The following is a 19839-nucleotide window of genomic DNA, read 5'->3' as shown; positions in this document are numbered from 1 at the left end:
TTCTCACTCGACCACCCGGGGCAATCGCGCCAATCTGCCGGGCGTGGCGACGCAAGGCCGCGCAGGACGGAGAAAAGACCTTGACCGCAATCCCCGAGCTAGGCCGCCGGACCGCAGGCAATGCCCGCGTTCTGATAGTCGCGGATCTGCATCTCGACCAGTGGAAACATGACGGACTGGACCCGCTGGAGCAACTTGACGCGACGGAATGGCAATCGCTGGACGGTGTCATCGTCGCCGGTGATCTGTCGAACGCCGCGATGCGCAAATGGCCGCGCTTCCTTGACCGACTGGCAAAGTGCGCACCACCCGGAACCGTCCATGTCATGCCGGGGAACCACGACTATTATGACCTGGACCCCGAAGCAGACCCCGCGCTGGCCGAGCTGTGCCGCCAGCATGGCGTGGGGTTCGCCCAGATGGCCGAGTTGCGGATCGCCGGAGAACTTTTCCTATGCGCAACCTTGTGGTCGGACTTCGTGCTGCCCGCGGATCCGAAGGGGATGGACGACTTTCGCCGCATCCGATCACCTGCGGGCGGCCCGCTGCAAATCGGTGATCTGCAGGCTGTCCATCGACGCCATCTTGCATGGCTGGACGACCGGCTGACCGCCTGCGAGGGGCGGGCGACCGTCGTGACCCATCACCTGCCGCACCCGTCGCTGCTGCCCCCGGATTACCGCCATCCGGGCGGCTTTGCCTCGGATCTGGGGTGGTTGATGCGGAAGCATCGCCCCCGAGAATGGCTGTTCGGACATGCGCATGGCGCGCCCGATGCGATCATCGAAGAAGTGCCCTGCCGGAACGTGGCGCTGGGTCCCCCCTCGTTCAGGGGACCGGATGCGTCGGCGCGCCTGAACGAATTGATCCGCTGATCCGCGCCTGCTGCATCTCGCGCAGGATGCGGGCGCTGGTGCTGGCACCATCAAGGTCCAGTGCCGGGCGTGCGCGCCCCGAACGCCCCAGCGCGATGCGGATCGCGTCGGCCAGCGCCTCGGGCGTCAGCCCCCGTTCGGGCAGAACCAGCGCCAGCCCACGCGCGGCCAGCTTTTCGGCGCGCAGGGTCTGCTCGGTCTCTCCACCCGAGGCAAAGGGGACCAGCACCGCTTCGCATCCCGCGCGCAGCACGTCGCCCACGGTATTGTAGCCCGCCTGCGAGACCGAGACGCGGGCACTGGCCATCAGCCCGGCCAGGTTCGCGCGAAAGCGATGGACAGCAAGCCGGTCCGAGGCCAGGGCGCTGAACGCCTCGAACTCTGGCTGCGGCAGGTTTGGCCCGGTCAGGACGCACCAGTTCAGGTCCAAGGGCAGCAGCGCGCGCGCCTGCATCGCGCAGCGGATCAGATCCGCACCCACCGCACCGCCCCCCGCAGACAGGACGATGTCATGGCGCTCATCCGCGGCGGCCGGCGGAGGGGGTGTCACAAGCCCGGTATAACGCAGCTTCGGAGCGATCCTTGCGGCCAGCGGAAAGCTCTCCTCGATCCGCGAAAAGGCGGGATCGCCATGCACCAGCACCGCATCGAAATCGGCTAGCGCGGCGACCGTCTCCTCGTCACGGCCGGGCTTGCGGTTGGCCTGCAGGATGTCGCGGACCGAACTGAGGATCAGGGGCGGATTCGCGCGGTCCCGCGCAACCCGGATCAGGGGAAGAAGCTCGAACCGGACCTGGCGGCGGCCAAAGGGGAACGCCTCGATCAGCAGTACATCCGGGTCAAGCGCCGCAAAGGCGTCAAGCAGCAGCGCGCGGCGGTGTTCGCGGAATGTGTCATCGACCGCCCTGCCCTCGGCATCGACCAGATCGCCAAAACCCTCTTGCCCCACGGCCATCGCGGGCAACGCCAGATGGGCGATGCCTGCGGCGGGGAAGCCCGGCACCGGCAATCCGCCCGTCACCACCGTCACCTGCGCGCCATCCGCCGCCAAGGCCTCGGCAATGCGGCTTGCGCGGGCCAGATGGCCGATCCCAAGCAAGTGCTGGACATAGAACATCACCCGCATGAACAGCCCCCTTTCGCCGCACCCAGAAGCGCGCGAAGGTCGCGGACACTGACGGCGGAATCGAAATCGCGGCGCACCCGCGCCTCGGCCGCGGCGCCCAGCCTTGCCCGCAGCGCGGGATCGCGCATCGACCGCTCCAGCGCATGGGCCAGTGCCCCTGCATCTTCGGGCGGGACCAGCAGGCCGTTTTCGCCGTCGCTGAACAGTTCGGGAATGCCGGAAATCGCGCTGCCGATACAGCACAGGCGCTGGCTTGCGGCCTCGACCAGCACATTCGGCAGACCGTCGCGGTCGCCGTCGGCAGCGATGCGGCAGGGCAGCACGAAAAGGTCGCTGTCGCGGTAAAGCTCCAGCACCTCGCGTTGGGGCAGCGCACCTCGCCAGATGATCCGATCCGCGATCCCCAATTCGCGCGCCAGGGGCTTCAGCCGCTCGGCCTCGGGGCCCCCGCCGATATGTTCGAAGCGCCAGGCAAGATCGCGGGGCAGTTGGGCAAGCGCCTGCATCAGGATGTCATATCCCTTTTTCGGCACCAGTCGCCCGACGCTGACCAGTCGGACGGGGTCGGCGGGATCGCTGCCGTCGCGGTCCGAATGCGCCCGATCCGTCGCGCCGAAACGCGCAAGATCCAACCCGTGATAGCTGAGATGCACGCGCGCCGGGTCCGGGGCCAGGGAACGCAGATGCTCCCACCCCGAGCGCGTGCAGGTCACGCACCACTCCGCATGGCCCAGCTTGGCGCTCAGATCCCAGTCGGGCGAAGTCCAGATGTCCTTGGCATGGGCCGAGACCGTCCAGCCCGTCCCGATGATCCTGCTGGCATAGCTGCCGACCGAGGCGGGGGTGTGCAGGAAATGCACATGCAGCCATTCCGCATCGGCGGGCCATTCCGCCGCCAGCACAGCGGCTTGTCCAAAGCGGCGGATGCGGTTTCGGCTGGGATCACGGGCAAGGTCCGCAAGGAACCGTCGCCCTGCCTGCCAGAAGCCGCGCCGACCCGCGACACGGGCAATCCCGCGCAGCACACGCAGCGGTTCGTGATGCAGGTATTCGGGCAGGTATGTCACCGGTGCCTCGATCTCGTCATGGATCGGATGACGGCGGGTATCGGTCGGATGCCGCATCGAGACCAGCCGAAGCTGCATCCCGGCCTTTTCCAGCCCACGCAGTTCCTGCGCAATGAAGGTTTCCGAAAGGCGTGGATAGCCTTTCAGCAGAACGACGATCTTTCCCCGGCTCATCAGATCGCGAGCGCCTCGGAGACCCGCTTGGGCCGCAGCCATTCACCGACGATGCGGATGATGTTCGGCAATCCGTCCAGATCAGGATGCGGATAACCGACCGAGGGCGGCAGTTGCGTCGAAAGCGCCCGGATCTTGCCCGCCATTTGCACATGGTCCGCCGCCTCTTCCGGCAGCAGCATGGTCGCGGCGTTCAGCTCGCTGGCGCGGCAGGCGCGGATCAGCTGCTCCTCTCGGGGTTCGGTGCGCGGGACCATCAGCGTCGGCTTGTCGAAGGACAGGACTTCGCACCAGGTGTTATAGCCGCTCATGCAGACCACGGCCTCGGCATGGGCCATCAGATCTTCCATCCGCGGCGAGAAATCCATGATCTCGATCGTCGGGATCTCGGCGGCCGCATCGCGAAACTCGCTGCGCTGTTCCGCCGGCATATAGGGCCCAAGGACGATCAGCGCCCGCTGCGGCAAATCGGGATGATGGCGATAGGCCCGGATCACGTCGCGGACCAGATCGGCCCCGTCGCCGCCCCCGCCGGGCGTCACCAGAACATAGGGCTGCTTCGCCGCCCGCGGAACCGCCCCCCGCGACCGCCGCTTGAGAAAGCCGACATAGCGCATCCGCTCGCGCAACTCGGCAGGCACGACCACCCCGGCCAGCGGGTCGTGAAAGCCGCGCGGGCCATAGACCCAGATATCGTCGAAATACTTGCAGATGCGCGGGATCAGGTTCTTGCGCTTCCACTCGGCCGCCAGAAGCTGGGGCGCGTCCATGACCTCGCGCAGACCAAGCACCAGCCTGCAGCCTTCGTCCTTGAGCCAGGCCAGGGTCTCTTCGACCTCGCCATGCAGGCCCATCGGCTCCTTGTCGACGATGAAGACATCGGGTCGAAAGCTGCGTGCGGTCTCCAGGATCATCGCGCGGCGCATCTTCAGCGTGTCGGACAGGTCCACATGCTCGGCCAGCGAGGTATATTCCCCGTTCCGCAGCTTGATGACGCTGGGGATCTTCACGAAGTCGACGCGGGCGCGATAGTCAAAAGCCCCCGCGATCGGCGCGCCCGAGATGATCAGCACCTGCAGCCCGCTATAAGCCTCGACCAGCGCATTCGCGATGGCGCGGCAGCGGCGCAGATGGCCCAGTCCGAATGTGTCGTGGCTGTAAAGCAGGACGCGCGCGTCCCTGAGGCGAGTGGTCATGAGGCTCTCTTAACGCAGGGGGTCGGCGGCGTCACGCAATCCGTCACCCAGGAAGTTGAAGGCGAGAATGACAAGCGTGACGGGGATCACGGGGAACAGAAGCCAGGGATACAGCGCCAGCGTGTTGACGCTGCGCGCCTCGGTCAGAAGGATGCCCCAACTGGTGATGGGGGGGCGCAGGCCAAGGCCAAGAAAGCTCAGCGCGGTCTCGCCCAGGATCATTCCCGGAATGGTCAGCGTAGCCGAAGCGACAAGGTGCGACATGAAGCCCGGCACAAGGTGCCGCCCGATGATGCGGCCAGGACTGGCGCCAAGGATCTGCGCGGCCTGGACATAGTCTTCCTCGCGCAGCGCCAGCAGCTTCGATCTGACGGCGCGGGCAAGGCCGGTCCAGTCCAGCATTCCCAGGATCACGGTGATCCCTGCATAGACCAGCAGCGGGCTCCAGGTCACCGGCATGATCGCGGCCAGCGCCATCCAAAGCGGGATCGAGGGGATGGATTGCAGCACCTCGATCATGCGCTGGACGATGGCGTCGATCCAGCCACCGTAGTAGCCCGCAAGCCCGCCGATCACGATGCCCAGCACGAAGCTCATCGCGACGCCCAGAATGCCGATGGTCAGTGAGATCCGCGCGCCGTGGATGATCCGTGACAGGATGTCGCGACCCAACCGGTCGGTGCCCAGCAGAAAGACGGTCCCGTTTTCGGGCGGGCAGACCAGATGCCGCTGGCCCGGAACCAGCCCCATCAGCAGGTATTCGTCACCCCGGCAGAAAAAGCGCAGCTTCTGCGGGTTGCTGCGATCCTCGGTATAGACCCGGCGCAGGTTTTCCATGTCCAGCGTCATGCTGCGGCCATAGACGAATGGGCCGACGAAGCTGCCTTCGTGGAACAGGTGGACGCGCTGGGGCGGCGCATAGATGTTGGCGGTGTCGCGGCTGTGCAGGCCGTAAGGCGCGAGAAACTCGGCAAAGATCGCAGACAGATAGATCAGCACCAGAAACACCGCCGACAGCAGCGCGATCCTGTGCCGCCGGAACTTCCACCACATGATCCGCAATTGCGAGGCCTCGGCCAGCTTGCCGCCTTCGGCCGCCTGATCGGCGACGGGGTCGAATGGCGCCTGCGAAACGCCGTGCGGCAGGGGCGCACCGGGTGGGGGAAGTCCGATCACTTGGTCGCCCCTCCGGCCAGCCTGATGCGCGGATCAAGAATCGCCAGCGCGATATCCGAGACGAGGACGCCGATGACGGTCAGGAAGGCCAGGAACATCAGGAACGACCCCGCCAGATACATGTCCTGCGATTGCAGCGCCCGGATCAGCAGCGGCCCCGTGGTTTCCAGCGACAGCACGATCGCCGTGATCTCGGCCCCCGAGACGATGGCGGGCAGGATCGAGCCGATATCCGAAATGAAGAAGTTCAGCGCCAGTCGCAGCGGGTATTTGACCAGCACGCGAAAGGGATGCAGACCCTTGGCGCGGGCGGTGACGACATATTGCTTGCCCAACTCGTCCAGCAGGTTCGCGCGCAACCGCCGCGCCATCCCCGCGGTGCCCGCCGTCCCGATGATCAGCACCGGGATCCAAAGATGCGACATGATCGAGCGCGCCTTTTCCCAGCTCATCGGCTGGTTCACGAATTCTCGGTCCATCAGGTGGCCGATCGACACGCCGAACCAGACATTGGCGAAATACATCAGGATCAGCGCCAGCATGAAATTCGGAATGGCGATACCCAGCAGGCCTAGGAAGGTCAGGCCGTAATCGCCCCAGCTGTATTGATGCGTCGCCGAATAGATGCCGATCGGAAAGGCAATCACCCAGGTCACGATGATCGTCACCATCGAAACCAGCACCGTCAGCCACATGCGGCTGGCCACCACCTCGCTGACCGGCATCCGGTATTCGAAGGAATAGCCGAAATCGCCGTGCAGCATTCCCGTGACCCAGTGCAGGTAACGGACAGGCATCGGCTGATCGAAGCCGTAACGGGCCTTCAGATCCTCGATCTCCTGCAGGTCCGCTTCCTCGCCCATGGCGCGCAGTTCCTGCACATAGCTTTCGAAATAGTCGCCGGGGGGCAGCTCGATGATGGTAAAGACCAGCATCGAGATCAGCACCAGCGTCGGGACCATCACCGCGACGCGCCAGATCAGATAGCGGATCATGCCGTACCCTCCCGCGGCTCATTCTCCAGCCAGAATGTATCGGGCATGTAGATCCCCAGATACGCGGTCGGGTCATAGCCATACAGAGCCTTCTGCGGCATGTTGCGCAGATCGGCGCGGCGCACCACCGGTTGCAGGGTCTGGTTGACCGTGCCGATGGTAAAGACCTGCTCGCCCCACAGCTCCAGGATCCGCCGCCAGACATCTTCCCGGCGAAAGACCTCGGCGCTGGATTGCCATTCCTTGTAGAGCGCCAGCAATTCCTGCGCGGCAGGCAGGTCCGGCGCCTCGCCCGCAGTGCCGCCCGAGAGGTGATGGACGCTCCACAGCGGCCATTGTATCTGGTCGTCCGAGACCGGGGCAAAGGCCGTGGGCGGCGTGTCGGCATTCGGGATGCCGTTGTCCAGTCCCTCCCACGCGGCCATGACCACCTGCCCGGCCATGACCCGGCTGCGGAACAGGTCACGCTGGCTGACACGAGGGATCAGCTGGATCCCGATCTCGCGCCAATGGCCGTCGATCAGTTGCAGCAGGTCGGTCTGCAGGCTGCTTTCGCCGGTGGTTTCGACGATCAGCTGCATCGGCCGCCCGTCCGACAGGCGGCGCAGGCCCCGGCCCTCACGCGCGAAGCCCGCCTCGTCCAGCAGGCGGTTGGCCTGATCGGGATCATGCGTGGCCCAAAGCGTCGCAAGCTCGGGGCGAAAGAACGGGCTTTCGGGCAGGACGGTATTCGCCCCTTCCGCCGCCAGCCCGAAAAAAACGACCATGTTGATTTCGTGCCGGTCGACGCCCAGTGACAGCGCGCGGCGAAAGCGCAGGTCGCGCATCGCGTCGCGCCACGGCAGGTCACGGCAGTTCAGGTTCGGAACCAGCGCCATGCGCGAGCCCTGGATCCGCTTCCACAGGTCCAGCCGGATCGGGAACCGCTTCTCGGCCTGCTTGAGATAGGTGTAATCCGCAAAATCAAGGCCCAGCATCTGAAGATCGGAATCCCCCGCGCCCGTCTTGGCCGGGATCAGGTCCGAGGAGCTGACGTTCAGCTCCAACCGGTCGACATAGGGCAATTGCTGCCCGGTGTGGTCGACGCGGTGAAAATAAGGATTGCGGTCGAACACGAACTGGTCGGCGGGCGGCACGGTCATCGGCATCCATGCCTCAAGCGTCGGCAATGCCGGGTTCTCGGGGCGGTTCTGGCGCGACATCTTCTGCATCAAGGCCACCCAGTCATCGACACGTTCGGCGATGACATGGCGCTTGAGTTCCTCGGGCGTCTGATAATCCGCGTGGAACTGGCGCAGATAGGCTGCGGGCAACACCAGTCGCGGCGGAACCGGCGCCGCCAGCCGCGACAGGAAGGCCGGGTTCGGGCTGTCCCAGGAATAGCGCACCGTCAGATCGTCCAGCACCTCGAAGCGCGGCGGATCCCCGGCGGCGCGCATCTCGGCCGGGGGACCGCTGCGCGACATTTCGGGATGAAGGGCGATATCTTCCCATGCGAAACGGAAATCTTCGGCCGTCAGGGGGCTGCCATCCGACCAGCGGTGCCCGCGCCGCAGGCGGAAGGTAAAGATACGCTCGTTCGCGACGTGAAAGCGTTCCAGAATATCCGGCTGGATGATGAAGTTCCGGTCATAACCCACCAGCCGCGAATAGCTCATCACCGGGACGTGCCTGATGTCGCGCGCGCCGCCGATCAGCATGCGCAGGCGACCGCCATAGCGGCCGGGGGCGCTCTCCTCTCCCTCAAGGCGGATGACGCGGGGGATCATCGGCAGCCGGTGCCCGACCGGGGGCAGCTCGCCCGACAGAATGCGGGCGTGAAGCGAGGGCGGGCCGCGAAAAATCTGCGGCTCGGCCCGCAACGCGCCGGGCAGGGTCGCACCCGCCGCCAGCAGGGCCAGCGCTTCGCGGCGCGACAGGCGGGTCATGCCATGATCTCCGCCCGCGACGCGTCCGGGCGCACCAACACCAGATGGCCCGATCCCAGGTCCATCGGCTCAAGCGCCGGTCCGTGGAATGCGGGCGCCCAGCCCGAGGGCTTGGCGTTGGCGCCCAGCGCCGCGAAATCCAGCGGCCGGTCCAGGTCGGGATAGGGCACCGCCGCCAGCAGCGCGCGGGTATAGGGATGGACGGGGTTTTTCATGATGATCTCGCGCGGGCCGATCTCGACAATCCGGCCGGCCTGCATCACCGCCACGTCGTCGGACATGTAGTTCACGACCGCAAGGTTATGCGAGATGAACAGATAGGTCAGCCCCAGGTCGCGCTGCAGATCCTTGAGCAGGTTCAGCACCTGCGCCTGGACAGAAACATCCAGCGCCGAAGTCGCCTCGTCGCAGACAATCAGTTCGGGGCCCAGCGCCAGTGCGCGGGCGATACCGATCCTTTGGCGCTGCCCGCCCGAGAAGCTGTGCGGATAGCGCGCAAGGTCGCGCTCGGGTAGGCCGACGGCACGGATCAGGTCGCGGGCCAGATCGCGGCGGCTGGCGCGGTCGCCGACGCCATGGACCTCCAGCGGTTCGGTCAGGATGTTGCCGATCGTCATATGCGGCGACAGGGATGAGACCGGATCCTGAAAAACCATCTGCACACGGCGCCGCAGCGCCATCAACTCATCCCCCTTGGCGGCCAGCATGTCCTGTCCGTCCAGCAGCACCTGCCCCGCATCCGGAGTGATGGCGCGGACGATCAGTTTGCCCACCGTGGTCTTGCCCGATCCGGATTCGCCGACCAGCCCCAGAGTGCGCCCGCGCCGGATGGTGAAACCCACATCCGACACTACCCGGACCGGAGGGGGCGTGCGGAACATCCCGCCATCGCGGGGTCGAAACGACTTGGTCAGGCCACTGACCTCAAGCAGGGGTCCATCCCCTTGCTTGGGGCGCGCTACGCCCAGCGCCGAACCGTCGACCTTGACCGGCACCAGCGGTCGCAGCCTTTCCCCCGGCGCCATGTCGAAATGTGGAACCGCCTGCATCAGCGCTTGCAGATAGGGATGGCTGGGACGGCGGAAGATCGGCTCGGTCGGACCAGATTCCACGACCTCTCCGCGATACATCACCACCACCTCGTCGGCGAGGTTCGCCACCACGCCAAGGTCATGGGTAATCAGCAGGATCGCCATGCCCCTTTGTTCCTGCAGTTTGCGCAGCAGGTTCAGAAGCTGCCCCTGAATGGTCACGTCCAGTGCGGTCGTCGGTTCGTCGGCGATCAGCAGGGCCGGATCGCAGATCAGCGCCTGCGCGACCATCGCCCTTTGGCGCATCCCCCCCGACATCTCGAAGGGATAGCGTCCCACGACCTGCCGAGGATGCGAGAAGCCGACATCCGCCAGCATCTGCTCGATCCGTTCGGCGCGCTCGCGCGGGGTCAGGACGGAATGGATGCGCAGCGCCTCGTCGATCTGGTTGCCGATGGTGTGGACAGGCGAAAAGGAACTCATCGGTTCCTGAAAGATCATCCCGATGCGGTTTCCCCGGATGGCCCGCATCCTGGTGCCATCGGGCGGCAGCGTCGCCAGGTCGACCACCCCATGGTCCTGAAGATGCGGATCGTCGAACAGGATGCGTCCCGAAGTTTCGGCATGGGTCGGATGCAGCCCCATGATCGCGCGGCCAATCACCGATTTGCCCGAGCCTGACTGCCCCACCAGTGTCGTGATCCGTCCCGGCAGCACACGCAGCGAAGCGCCGCGCACGGCGTCGATCCGGCCCCCATAGAACGAGAACCCCACGTTGAGGTTCTCGATGCGCAATAGATCTCGGCTTTGGGTCATCTGGGCCGGGCCGTTCTCGGCTGTAAATCCTTGGCGGGAATGCTAGTCAAGCATCCGGGGTCTGTCCATGCCGGTTCGTGATGCGCGCCGTCGAGGGATGGCGCGGGACATCAGAAAGGCATCCGGATCATGGCGGAAGGCAGGGACAAGCACTGGTTCGACGCGCAGCTTGAAGTGCTGGCGCAGCTGACCCGTACCGGCCGGTTCGACGATGCGCGCACCCTGGCCCAGCTGCTTGAGGCAGAACCGACTGTAACGGGTGATGCACCCATGGGTCCCCTTACACTTGCCGGCCTGCCCCGGCGCCTTCATGCGGCACTTCTGCACCTTGCACGGGCCGAGGGTCGCCTGATCGACAAGCTGGGCTGGCAGGCAAGCCAGGGACCGGCGCTTGACGCGCTTCTGCCAATGGCGGTGCTTGACCCGATGGAACGCAGACAGGCGGCAGAGATGGCCCTGGCACCCGTTCCCCGCATCCTGCACCAGATCTGGATCGGCTCCCTGCCCCGCCCCCCGTCGCTGGTCGCCTGGCAGGCATGGTGTGCACGACAGGGGCGCGCCTATTGCCTGTGGGACGAAGCGGCGCTGGAGCGGATCGGCGCCACCGACCATCCGGTCTATCGCCGAATGCTGGCCGAGGGGGATTACCCCGGTGCCGTCGATGTCGCCCGCTATCTGGTGCTTGATGCCCAAGGGGGCATCTATCTGGATGCAGATTTCTATCCCGCGCGCGATGACATGGATTTCGATCACTTCCTGCCCCCCTGCGGCCTGTCCTCTCTGGCCGAGGATACGCCCCGCGTCACCGGGCGCGGGCCGGTCCTGCTGACGAATGCGCTGATCTCGACTCCGCAGGCCCATCCGGCGTTGCGCGCGTTGATCCGCACCCTGCCCGATGCCGTGGCGGCCTTGCCCCGCGCGCCTGCGTGGTGGGTGACGGGCCCGCTGATCTTCACGCTGTTCGCCCGGCTTTGCCCAGCGTCGATGGCCGCGCATGACATTCTGGCCGGGCACCTGCCCCGCCGCGCACCCGTGGCCGAACTTCAAAGGTTCAGGGACCGGCCCGGTCTGCTGATCGACTGGAAAAGCTGGTAACGCCCTTGGAGAGCAAGTCGGGCATCATCTCCTCGGGGGTGATCCAGCGGCAATGCGGTCCTGCGGTCATCCCCATCAGCAGGTCAAGAAACTGCCACACAGCTTCGTCGTGATCCAGGTGATGGGTCAGGATGCCGATGGGACGGTCGATCTGCGCCCGAAGTGCCAGCTTCTGCCACAAGAGCGCGGGATCACGCAGACTGCGCCGCGCACGCCAGTCGATCGGGTCGATATCGGCATTCAGGACCGGCAGCGCCCGTGCGTTGATCCTGCCATAGGCGGAAAGGGCGCGGATACCGATGCCCGGCAGCCCCTCGGCCACGGCGGGTGCAATGCGGTTCCACGGCGGCACAAGCAGGTCCAGCACCCGGCCCGGAAAGACCCGGCCCAGCAGGTCCCTGCCCTCTGCCAGTTCCGCCAGCACCTCGGCCGCGGGACGATGGGGGCCAAGCTCCTGCTTCTTTTCGCGGGGACCGGCATGGTTCCGGTGCGACCAGCCATGCAGGGCGACGCGCGCATCCCCCGTCAGCAGCCCTCCCAGAGCCGGGTCAAGCCCCGCCGGCACCACCGCCAGCGTCGGGGGAACTCCATGCCGCTCGCAGAGCGAGATCAGCCGCTCAAGCCTTGGTCCGGGCCGGGTGGCGTCATCGTCGCGCAGCCAGAAGCGCAGGACCCGGCCCTGATCGGAGGCGGCGGCAAGGGCGCGGCGAAATACCTGGATCATCGCTGCACCTTTTCAAGGATCGAGTCGAGAAGGACGGCCGCACGCTCAAGGCTGCGCTCGCCTTGCGCAAAGCGCCGCGCCGCCACGGCCATCCGCTCGCGGCGGGCAGGATCTGCCAGCAGTCCGGTCACCGCAGCGGCATAGGCCGACACGTCGCCTTCGGGCGTCAGCAGTCCGGTTTCGCCGTCCTGCACCACCTCGGGGACACCGGCGGTATTTTCACTGACGACCGGCAGACCAGCCGCCTGCGCCTCAAGCGCGGCAAGGCCAAAGGCCTCGCCATGCCCCGGCCACAGGTAAAGCGACCCCTGCGCCAGAAGCGCGGCAAGTTGCGGCTGGTCCAGCTGGCCATGAAAGACGACGCGGGGACCAAGATACGCGAAGGCTGCTTCAACCTCGGGGCGTGCCGGGCCATCCCCGGCGATCGACAGCCGCCAGTCGCCGGGCACCCTGCCCAGCGCCCGCGCCAGCGCGCAATAGCTGGACAACTTATCCCCCGGACGCATCATGGCTGCGGTGACAAGATGGCCCGCAACCGGCCGGGGTGCGGCCATGAAGGGCGCGACATCGACAAAGGGCGGCAGGCGACGGACACCGACGCCCAGCGCCTCAAGCCCCGCCGCATCCCGTGCAGTCAGCGAGACGTTCGCCGCGGCGGATTTCAGCATCCCGACGACCTCGGACTGCGCCTCGGCCCAGTCGCCGAGATTGCGTCGGCGCGACCACGACGCCTCGACCGTGGCATGGGCAACCCCGAAGCGGCGGCAAAGCACCGGCCCGATCAGGTCGGGGGATTTGTAATAGGGGTGATAGCAAAGCCACAGCTCGGGCGCGCCCTGCATCCGCCAAAGCCGGTCGATCCGCGTGATTTCGGCCGCGGCAGCGCTGCGCGCGTCGTTCAGAAGTCCCTGATCCGGCGCCTTCAGGAACACCCGCAGATCCGATGCCAGCCGCACTTCATGGCCCGCAAGTGCCAAGGCGCGCATCAGCAGGCGCGCCATCGTCCGGTCCCCGGAAGGAACCGGATGATCCGGGGATTTCAGCGGGGCGTAAAGGGCAATCCTCATCTGGTCGGGCCATGTCGGGCTGGGAACGGGTGGACGGCGAAGGAGCCATGCGACACAAGCACTTGCAATCGTCGGACGCAATCGCCAACGATCCGAAACGACCCCTCGTGACGCCGTCCCGGCAGCGTCGCGACCGGGCGCCAGGCAGGAATAGCGATGGAACAAGGTCTCACCCGGTTCATCTGGACCTATACGCGACGTTCGCAGATCTGGATTCTGTTCATCGTCGTCATCTCGATGATCCCCTATTACATCTCGTTCGACCTGCCCAAGCAGATCGTCAACGGCCCCATCCAGGGCCAGGGGTTCGAAACCGCCACCTCGACCCAGATCTTCATGCGCATCGCCCCTGACTTGCCGGTCTTCGGCCAGGTGGTGCTTTTCGAAGGCGTACCGCTGGAGCGGATGCCGATGCTGATGGCGCTAAGCTTCACCTTCCTGTCGCTGGTCATCATCAACGGGCTCTTCAAGTATTACATCAACACCTTCAAGGGCCGCATGGGCGAACGCCTGCTGCGCCGGGTGCGTTATCAGCTGGTCGATCGCATCCTGCGCTTTCCGCCCCAGCAGTTCCGACGCATCAAGCCCGCCGAAGCCGCCAGCATGATCAAGGACGAGGTCGAGCCGCTGGGCGGCTTTACCGGCGACGCCTTTGTGCAGCCGGTGATGCTGACCGGGCAGGCGCTGATGGCGATGATCTTCATCTGCGTGCAGAACCTGTGGCTGGGCGCGGTCGCGGGTTTCATCGCCGGCATCCAGGTCGCGATCATTCCCCGCATGCGCCGCCGCCTGATCGAGTTGGGACGCCAGCGGCAATTGACCGCGCGCGAGCTTTCGGGCCGCATCGGCGAGCTGATGGACGGGATCTCGACCATCCACGCGATGGACACGACCAATTACGAACGCGCCGATATCAGCGCCCGGCTGGGCCGGATCTTCAAGATCCGCTACGACCTGTATCAGTGGAAGTTCATGGTCAAGTTCCTGAACAACTTCCTGGCACAGATCACGCCCTTCGTCTTCTATTCGTTCGGTGGCTACCTGACGATCAAGGGAGAGCTGGATGTGGGCCAGCTTGTCGCCGTCATCAACGCCTACAAGGACTTGCCCGGCCCCCTGAAAGAGCTGATCGACTGGGACCAGGCCCGTCAGGATGTGCGCGTGAAATGCGAAACCGTGGTCGAGCAGTTCCGTGCCCCCATGCTGATCGACGAGCGCCTGCATTGCCTCAGCCTGGAAACGGGAGCGCTTGGAGCGCCGCTGACCGCCTCGGCGCTTGAGGTGCAGGAGGACGGCGCTGGCGAAAAGCTGCTGGACCGCGTGTCGCTGTCCTTTGCGCATGGCGAGACGGTGGCGATGATCGACAATACCGGCTCGGGGGCCGAGGTGATGGCAGCCGTCATGGGCCGCGCGGTCTGGCCGACCAGCGGCCGCATGACCGTCGCGGGCGAGCCGATCGAGGATATGCCCGAATACCTGCTGGGCCGCCGCATCACCTATATCACGCAGCAGGATTACTTCTTTCAGGGCAGCCTTTACGACAACCTGCTTTATGGCCTGCGCCACGCGCCCTATTCCGTCCCCGAGGCAACGGATGCGCTGGCCGCCCGCCGGGCGCGCTGGGAACTGACCGAAGCTCGCGCTTCGGGCAATGCCGAATTCCCGGTGGATGCGGACTGGATCGATCGGGCGCTGGTCCCCCCCACGGCCGACGGGGCGCGCGATCTTGACGCGGCCATCGTCTCCGCGCTTGAGACGACAGGGCTTGCGCCGGATGTCATGGGCATGGGCCTGCGCGCCCGGCTGGCACCGGGAGAGCACGAGCATCTGAAATCCGTCATCGTCAGCCTGCGCCACCGCCTGCGTGCGGATCAGGCCAGCGGGGCCGCCAAGATCCCGATCGAGCATTTCGATACCCAGCGCTACAACTCGCGCGCCAGTCTGGGCGAGAACCTGCTGTTCGGCGAGCTTGCCTCGCCCGATGCGGGCACGACCATCCTGCGCAGCGACGCTGCCCGCAAGATCGGGGACGATCTTGGGCTGGCAGGCGATCTGTTCGACCTTGGCCACGAAATGGCCGAGAACATTCTGGAACTGGTCGGCGACGAGGGCGAGGACGAAACGCTTTTCGCGCAGATGCCCTTCCTGAACCCGCAGGACATCCCCGAACTGCGCCAGCTCGTCGCCCGCACCCATCGCGGCAGGCTGGTGGATGCAAAGCCCGACGACCGTTTCCGGATGCTGACGCTGAGCCTGTCCTATAACGAAGTGCAGATGCGGCTGGGCCTGCTCAGCGACGCGCTGAGCGACAAGGTGGTCAAGGCCCGCGCCATGCTGGCCGAGGCGCTGCCAAAGGAACTGCGCGCGCTGATCACCCCCTATCAGCCCGACACCTATAACGACGCCGCCCGCGTGATCGAGAACATCCTGTTCGGCAAGCTTGCCCGCAACAACCCCGAGACACAGCGCAAGCTGTTCGACCTGATCGTGGGATACCTGCGCCAGGCGGGCGTCTCGCAGGACATCCTGCGCCTTGGCCTGGGAGAGGACGTTGGCATTTCCGGGCGGCGCCTGAACCTTGCGCAGCGCCAAAGGCTGAGCCTGGCGCGCGCGCTGATCCGGCAATCCGAGTATTATGTGCTGAACAAGGCGCTTTCCGCGGTTGACCCTCGCCAGCACGAGGCTATCGTTGGGGCGACCCTGCAAGCCCTGCAACGCCACGAGGAAAAGCCGGCGGTGATCTGGGTGCTGTCGAACACGCGCATGGCCCACCTGTTCCAGCGCGTCATCATCTTCGACCGCGGCAGCGTCGAGTTCGACGGAAGCTTCTGCGATCTGAAAGCGGCGCAGAAGTCGGACAGCACGATGGTGTTTACATGAGGCCCGAGATGGCGCTGAGTGACGAAGTGAACGCGCTGCGACAGGCACCGCTGTTCTCCTGCATCGAGATCGGGCGGTTGAAGAAACTGGCCTTCGCGTCCCATCGGGTGCATTTTGACAAGGGCGAAGTGCTGTTTCGCAAGGGCGACGATGCCGATACGGCCTATATCATCATCGCTGGCCGGGTCGATGTGCTGTCGGATGACGACGGGCGCGCGATCAAGGTGGCCGAGCTTGGTGTCGGCGACATCATCGGCGAAATCGCCCTGCTTTGCGGGGGCAGCCGCACGGCCACCGTGCGCGCCGCCGAGAACCTTGACGTGCTTTCAATTGAACCAAAGTATTTCCTGAAGATCCTTTCGGAAGACAGCAGCATATGCGTGCACATGATGCGCGTGCTGGCGGAGCGTCTGGCATGGACGACCGAACAGCTTATCGCGGCCAGGGCACTCGCTTCCCCCGATCCGGAAAGGACCGGCAAAGCGTGATGCCATCTCGGCTTGCTGCCCGTTCCCGCCGCGCCGCCCCTGCAGCGCGACGGCCCTGCCGGATGGTGCGATCATGAGCGCGGTTTCCCCCGATGGCGCGGGCGGTGCCTTTCCGGGACGCAGCGGTCCGGCCATGCTTCTGGCGCGGCAGATCTCGGGCAGCGTGATCCTGTGCTTCGTCATCATGCACCTGACGAACCATTCACTGCTCATCGCCTCGATCCCGCTGGCCGAGGATGCGCGACAATGGCTGGCCATGCCGTGGCGCACGCTGCCGGGCACGGTGCTGTTCTATGGCTCTTGCCTGATCCATGCCGGGCTGTCGCTTTGGACGCTGTATTCGCGGCGAACGCTGCAGATGCCGCTGGGCGAGTTGATCCTTCTGATCCTGGGCCTGCTGATCCCCTATCTGCTGATCGACCACGCGATGGCGATGCGCCTGCAGGAACCGCTGCGCGGGCTTGAACCCAGCTACCGGATGGTGCTGACAGCGCAGTGGCACGACAACCCGATCATGTCGATCCAGCAATCCGTGGCACTGGTGATCGTCTGGGTTCACGGCTGCTATGGTCTTGGGCGCGTGCTGGCGACCAATCCCGGCTTCCGGCGCATCCGCACCGGTATCGTCGCCGCGGCGGTCCTGCTGCCGGTGCTGGCGCTGATCGGCTATGGCGTGGCGGGGGTCGAGACGGTGGACCGCATCGCGCGCGAAGAAATGTCGATGCATCCCCCTCTGCCACCCTTGCCCGAGGCCTATCTTGGCTCGAACCGGATCGCGATGATCTCGACCGGGCTGCGAACGGGATGGATCCTGCTGATCGCGATGGTCCTGATCCTGCGCCAGCTGCGCGCGTTCCTGGGACGGTCGGGCCAGATCGAGATCAGCTATCTGGGCGGCGAACAGGCGCGCGCCAATCCCGGCATGTCGATCCTTGAGGCAAGCTGGGCGAATGGCATCGCGCATTATTCGGTCTGCGGTGGAAACGGGCGCTGTTCGACCTGCAGGGTGCGGATCATGGCCAGCGACGAGCCCCTGCCGCTGCCCAGCCCGCTTGAGGCCGCGACGCTGGCGCGGATCCAGGCCGGGCCGGATGTGCGACTGGCCTGCCAGCTGCGCCCCCGCGCCGCCGTCACCGTCGCACGCCTGGTCGAGCCGCCCCGGACCCATGCCGCCGAAGGGCAGGCCATGCCGCCCCGCGAACATGAAATCGCGGTCCTGTTCTGCGACCTGCGCAGCTTCACCACGCTGAGTGAGCGGCATCTGCCCTATGACGTGGTCTTTCTGCTGAACCTGTATTTCGACATTGTCGGCAACGCCGTCGCGGCGAATGGCGGCAGGGTCGACAAGTTCATCGGCGACGGGGCCATGGCCGTCTTCGGGATCGACACCGACCTGAACGTCGCCAGCCAGTCGGCGCTGCGCAGCGCCGCCCAGATCCGGCGCAATGTCGCCGCGTTGAACGAGGAGCTGATAAGGAACATGGGCGTGCGCATCGACGTGGGCATCGGCATCCATGCCGGTTCCGCCATCATCGGCAGCATGGGTTTTTCCGGCAATCTCAGCGAAACCGCGATCGGCGATACGGTCAACGTGGCCAGCCGGCTTGAAGGGGTGTCCAAGGACCTGCACGCCCCGATCGTCGCCTCGCAAGAGGTCATGCAGGCGCAGGACCGTCCCTGGGCCGACCTGGCCGGGCAGATGGTGCAGGTGCGTGGACGCGAAAGCGGGTTGATCGTCTATCCGCTGCAAGACGCGGAAAGTGCGCGCTTCCTGTGACACCGGCGCCCGGCCTGCCGGTCGCCGCTATGGTGCGGTCAGGCGTGCCGTGCTAGGTCGGGTCCGACGCTGCGAACGAGGCCCCGATGCTTGACGAACTGCTGAAGAAGATCGCGGACAGGACGGCACGCGTCGGCATCGTCGGGCTGGGATATGTCGGCATTCCACTGGCCATGCGCATCACCGAGATCGGGCTGCCGGTCCTTGGCTTCGACATCCTGCCCGAGCGCGTGCGCCAGCTTCATTCCGGGGAAAGCCCGATCCGCCACATCCCCGCCGACGCGATCCGCGCCATGCGCGCGCGCGGGTTCGAGGCAACCTGCGATTACAGCCGCGCCGCAGAATGCGACGCGCTGCTGATCTGCGTGCCAACGCCGCTGGACAAGCACCGCGAACCCGACCTGCAATTCGTCACTTCGACGATGGATTCCCTTGGGCCTTATCTGCGCGCGGGCCAGCTTCTGGCCCTGGAAAGCACGACCTGGCCAGGCACCACCGCCGAAGTGCTTGCACCCCGGCTGGTCGCGGCCGGGCTGACTCCCGGTCAGGACGCCTTCCTTGCCTATTCGCCGGAACGCGAAGATCCCGGCAATCCCGATTTCGACACCAGCCGCATCCCGAAGGTCGTTGGCGCGGATGACGAAGCCTCGCAACGCGCGGGCGTGGCGCTTTACTCGACCTTCATCGACACGGTGGTTCCGGTCAGTTCGTCCCGCGCGGCTGAAATGGTCAAGCTGCTGGAGAACATCTATCGCGCCGTGAATATCGGGCTGGTGAACGAATTGAAGATCGTCGCCCAGCGCATGGGGCTGGACATCTTCGAGGTGATCGACGCCGCCGCGACCAAGCCCTTCGGTTTCAAGGCCTTCTATCCCGGACCGGGCATCGGTGGCCATTGCATCCCCGTCGATCCCTTCTACCTGACGTGGAAGGCGCGGGAATACGGCATCCACACCCGGTTCATCGAGCTCGCGGGAGAGGTCAATGCCTCGATGCCCGAATATGTCGTCGGCAAGACGCTGCAGGCGCTGAACGCGCGCGGCCTTGTCATGTCGCGCGCGCGGCTTCTGGTCCTTGGCATCGCCTATAAGCGGGACGTGGACGACGTGCGCGAGAGCCCTTCGGTCCTGGTGATGGAGCGGCTGCGCGACTGGGGCGCGCATATCGATTATGCGGATGGTCAGGTACCGGTCTTTCCGGTCATGCGCGAACATTCCTTTGACCTCGCCTCGGTCGAGCTTACGCCCCAGGCCGTCGCCTCGTATGACGCGGTACTGATCCTGACCGATCACAGCGATGTCGATTACGCGATGCTGCGCGACCATGCGCGGTTGATCATCGATGCGCGGGGCCGGTTCAGCAACCAGCCCGCGCCCCATATCATTCCCGCGTAAAGGGACCGAGCCACCGGAGCGGTCCCGGGC

General features: G+C 65.7%; 15 protein-coding genes. 6 read left to right on the top strand and 9 right to left on the bottom strand.

Annotation, left to right across the window (positions count from 1 at the left end; all coding sequences use genetic code 11):
- Positions 1-80: 80 nt before the first annotated feature.
- Positions 81-875, top strand: coding sequence for a metallophosphoesterase family protein (locus RM190_RS17410; RefSeq protein WP_311760742.1), 795 nt, complete (start codon positions 81-83; stop codon positions 873-875).
- Here RM190_RS17410 and RM190_RS17405 read toward each other — a convergent pair.
- From RM190_RS17405 to RM190_RS17375, 7 genes are read right to left on the bottom strand one after another with little or no spacing between them, the layout of a single operon-like run.
- Positions 829-2001, bottom strand: a complete 1173-nt coding sequence (locus RM190_RS17405) for a glycosyltransferase family protein (RefSeq protein ID WP_311760741.1) — start codon at positions 1999-2001, stop codon at positions 829-831. The genes RM190_RS17410 and RM190_RS17405 overlap by 47 nt on opposite strands.
- Positions 1992-3242, bottom strand: a complete 1251-nt coding sequence (locus tag RM190_RS17400) for a glycosyltransferase (protein ID WP_311760740.1) — start codon at positions 3240-3242, stop codon at positions 1992-1994. The genes RM190_RS17405 and RM190_RS17400 overlap by 10 nt, the downstream gene beginning before the upstream one ends.
- The gene (locus tag RM190_RS17395; RefSeq protein WP_311760739.1) at positions 3242-4438 is read right to left on the bottom strand and encodes a glycosyltransferase family protein; all 1197 of its coding nucleotides are present in this window, start codon (positions 4436-4438) and stop codon (positions 3242-3244) included. The genes RM190_RS17400 and RM190_RS17395 overlap by 1 nt, the downstream gene beginning before the upstream one ends.
- Before the next feature lie 9 nt (positions 4439-4447).
- The gene (locus RM190_RS17390) at positions 4448-5614 is read right to left on the bottom strand and encodes an ABC transporter permease (RefSeq protein ID WP_311760738.1); all 1167 of its coding nucleotides are present in this window, start codon (positions 5612-5614) and stop codon (positions 4448-4450) included.
- Positions 5611-6609, bottom strand: coding sequence for an ABC transporter permease (locus RM190_RS17385; protein WP_311760737.1), 999 nt, complete (start codon positions 6607-6609; stop codon positions 5611-5613). The genes RM190_RS17390 and RM190_RS17385 overlap by 4 nt, the downstream gene beginning before the upstream one ends.
- Complete coding sequence (locus RM190_RS17380; protein ID WP_311760736.1) at positions 6606-8537, bottom strand: ABC transporter substrate-binding protein; 1932 nt, start codon at positions 8535-8537, stop codon at positions 6606-6608. Before RM190_RS17380 ends, RM190_RS17385 begins: the two co-directional genes overlap by 4 nt.
- A complete protein-coding gene (locus RM190_RS17375; RefSeq protein ID WP_311760735.1) occupies positions 8534-10384 on the bottom strand; it encodes an ABC transporter ATP-binding protein in 1851 nt (616 codons plus the stop codon). The genes RM190_RS17380 and RM190_RS17375 overlap by 4 nt, the downstream gene beginning before the upstream one ends.
- 129 nt (positions 10385-10513) lie before the next feature.
- Between RM190_RS17375 and RM190_RS17370 the strand changes: the two genes are divergently transcribed.
- On the top strand, positions 10514-11479 hold the full coding sequence (locus RM190_RS17370) for a glycosyltransferase (RefSeq protein ID WP_311760734.1): 966 nt from the start codon (positions 10514-10516) through the stop codon (positions 11477-11479).
- Here the strand turns inward: RM190_RS17370 and RM190_RS17365 are convergent.
- Positions 11436-12203, bottom strand: coding sequence for a polysaccharide deacetylase family protein (locus RM190_RS17365; RefSeq protein ID WP_311760733.1), 768 nt, complete (start codon positions 12201-12203; stop codon positions 11436-11438). The two genes, RM190_RS17370 and RM190_RS17365, sit on opposite strands and share 44 nt — an antisense overlap.
- Positions 12200-13270, bottom strand: coding sequence for a glycosyltransferase family 4 protein (locus tag RM190_RS17360; protein WP_311760732.1), 1071 nt, complete (start codon positions 13268-13270; stop codon positions 12200-12202). Before RM190_RS17360 ends, RM190_RS17365 begins: the two co-directional genes overlap by 4 nt.
- A gap of 156 nt (positions 13271-13426) precedes the next feature.
- Here RM190_RS17360 and RM190_RS23475 point away from each other — a divergent pair, with 156 nt between their 5' ends.
- The 4 genes from RM190_RS23475 (at position 13427) to RM190_RS17340 (ending at position 19809) form a co-directional block, all read left to right on the top strand.
- Positions 13427-16150, top strand: coding sequence for an ABC transporter transmembrane domain-containing protein (locus RM190_RS23475; RefSeq protein WP_311760731.1), 2724 nt, complete (start codon positions 13427-13429; stop codon positions 16148-16150).
- A complete protein-coding gene (locus tag RM190_RS17350; protein ID WP_311760730.1) occupies positions 16147-16638 on the top strand; it encodes a cyclic nucleotide-binding domain-containing protein in 492 nt (163 codons plus the stop codon). The genes RM190_RS23475 and RM190_RS17350 overlap by 4 nt, the downstream gene beginning before the upstream one ends.
- A gap of 73 nt (positions 16639-16711) precedes the next feature.
- Positions 16712-18415, top strand: a complete 1704-nt coding sequence (locus RM190_RS17345; RefSeq protein ID WP_311760729.1) for an adenylate/guanylate cyclase domain-containing protein — start codon at positions 16712-16714, stop codon at positions 18413-18415.
- Positions 18416-18501: 86 nt separating this feature from the next.
- On the top strand, positions 18502-19809 hold the full coding sequence (locus tag RM190_RS17340; protein ID WP_311760728.1) for a nucleotide sugar dehydrogenase: 1308 nt from the start codon (positions 18502-18504) through the stop codon (positions 19807-19809).
- The last annotated feature ends 30 nt before the right edge of the window (positions 19810-19839 follow it).

This window comes from Paracoccus broussonetiae, assembly GCF_031854425.1.
GTDB classification, from domain to species: domain Bacteria; phylum Pseudomonadota; class Alphaproteobacteria; order Rhodobacterales; family Rhodobacteraceae; genus Paracoccus; species Paracoccus broussonetiae.
Note: the sequence above shows the minus strand (reverse complement) of the source record. Positions and strands in the feature narration are given on the sequence as shown.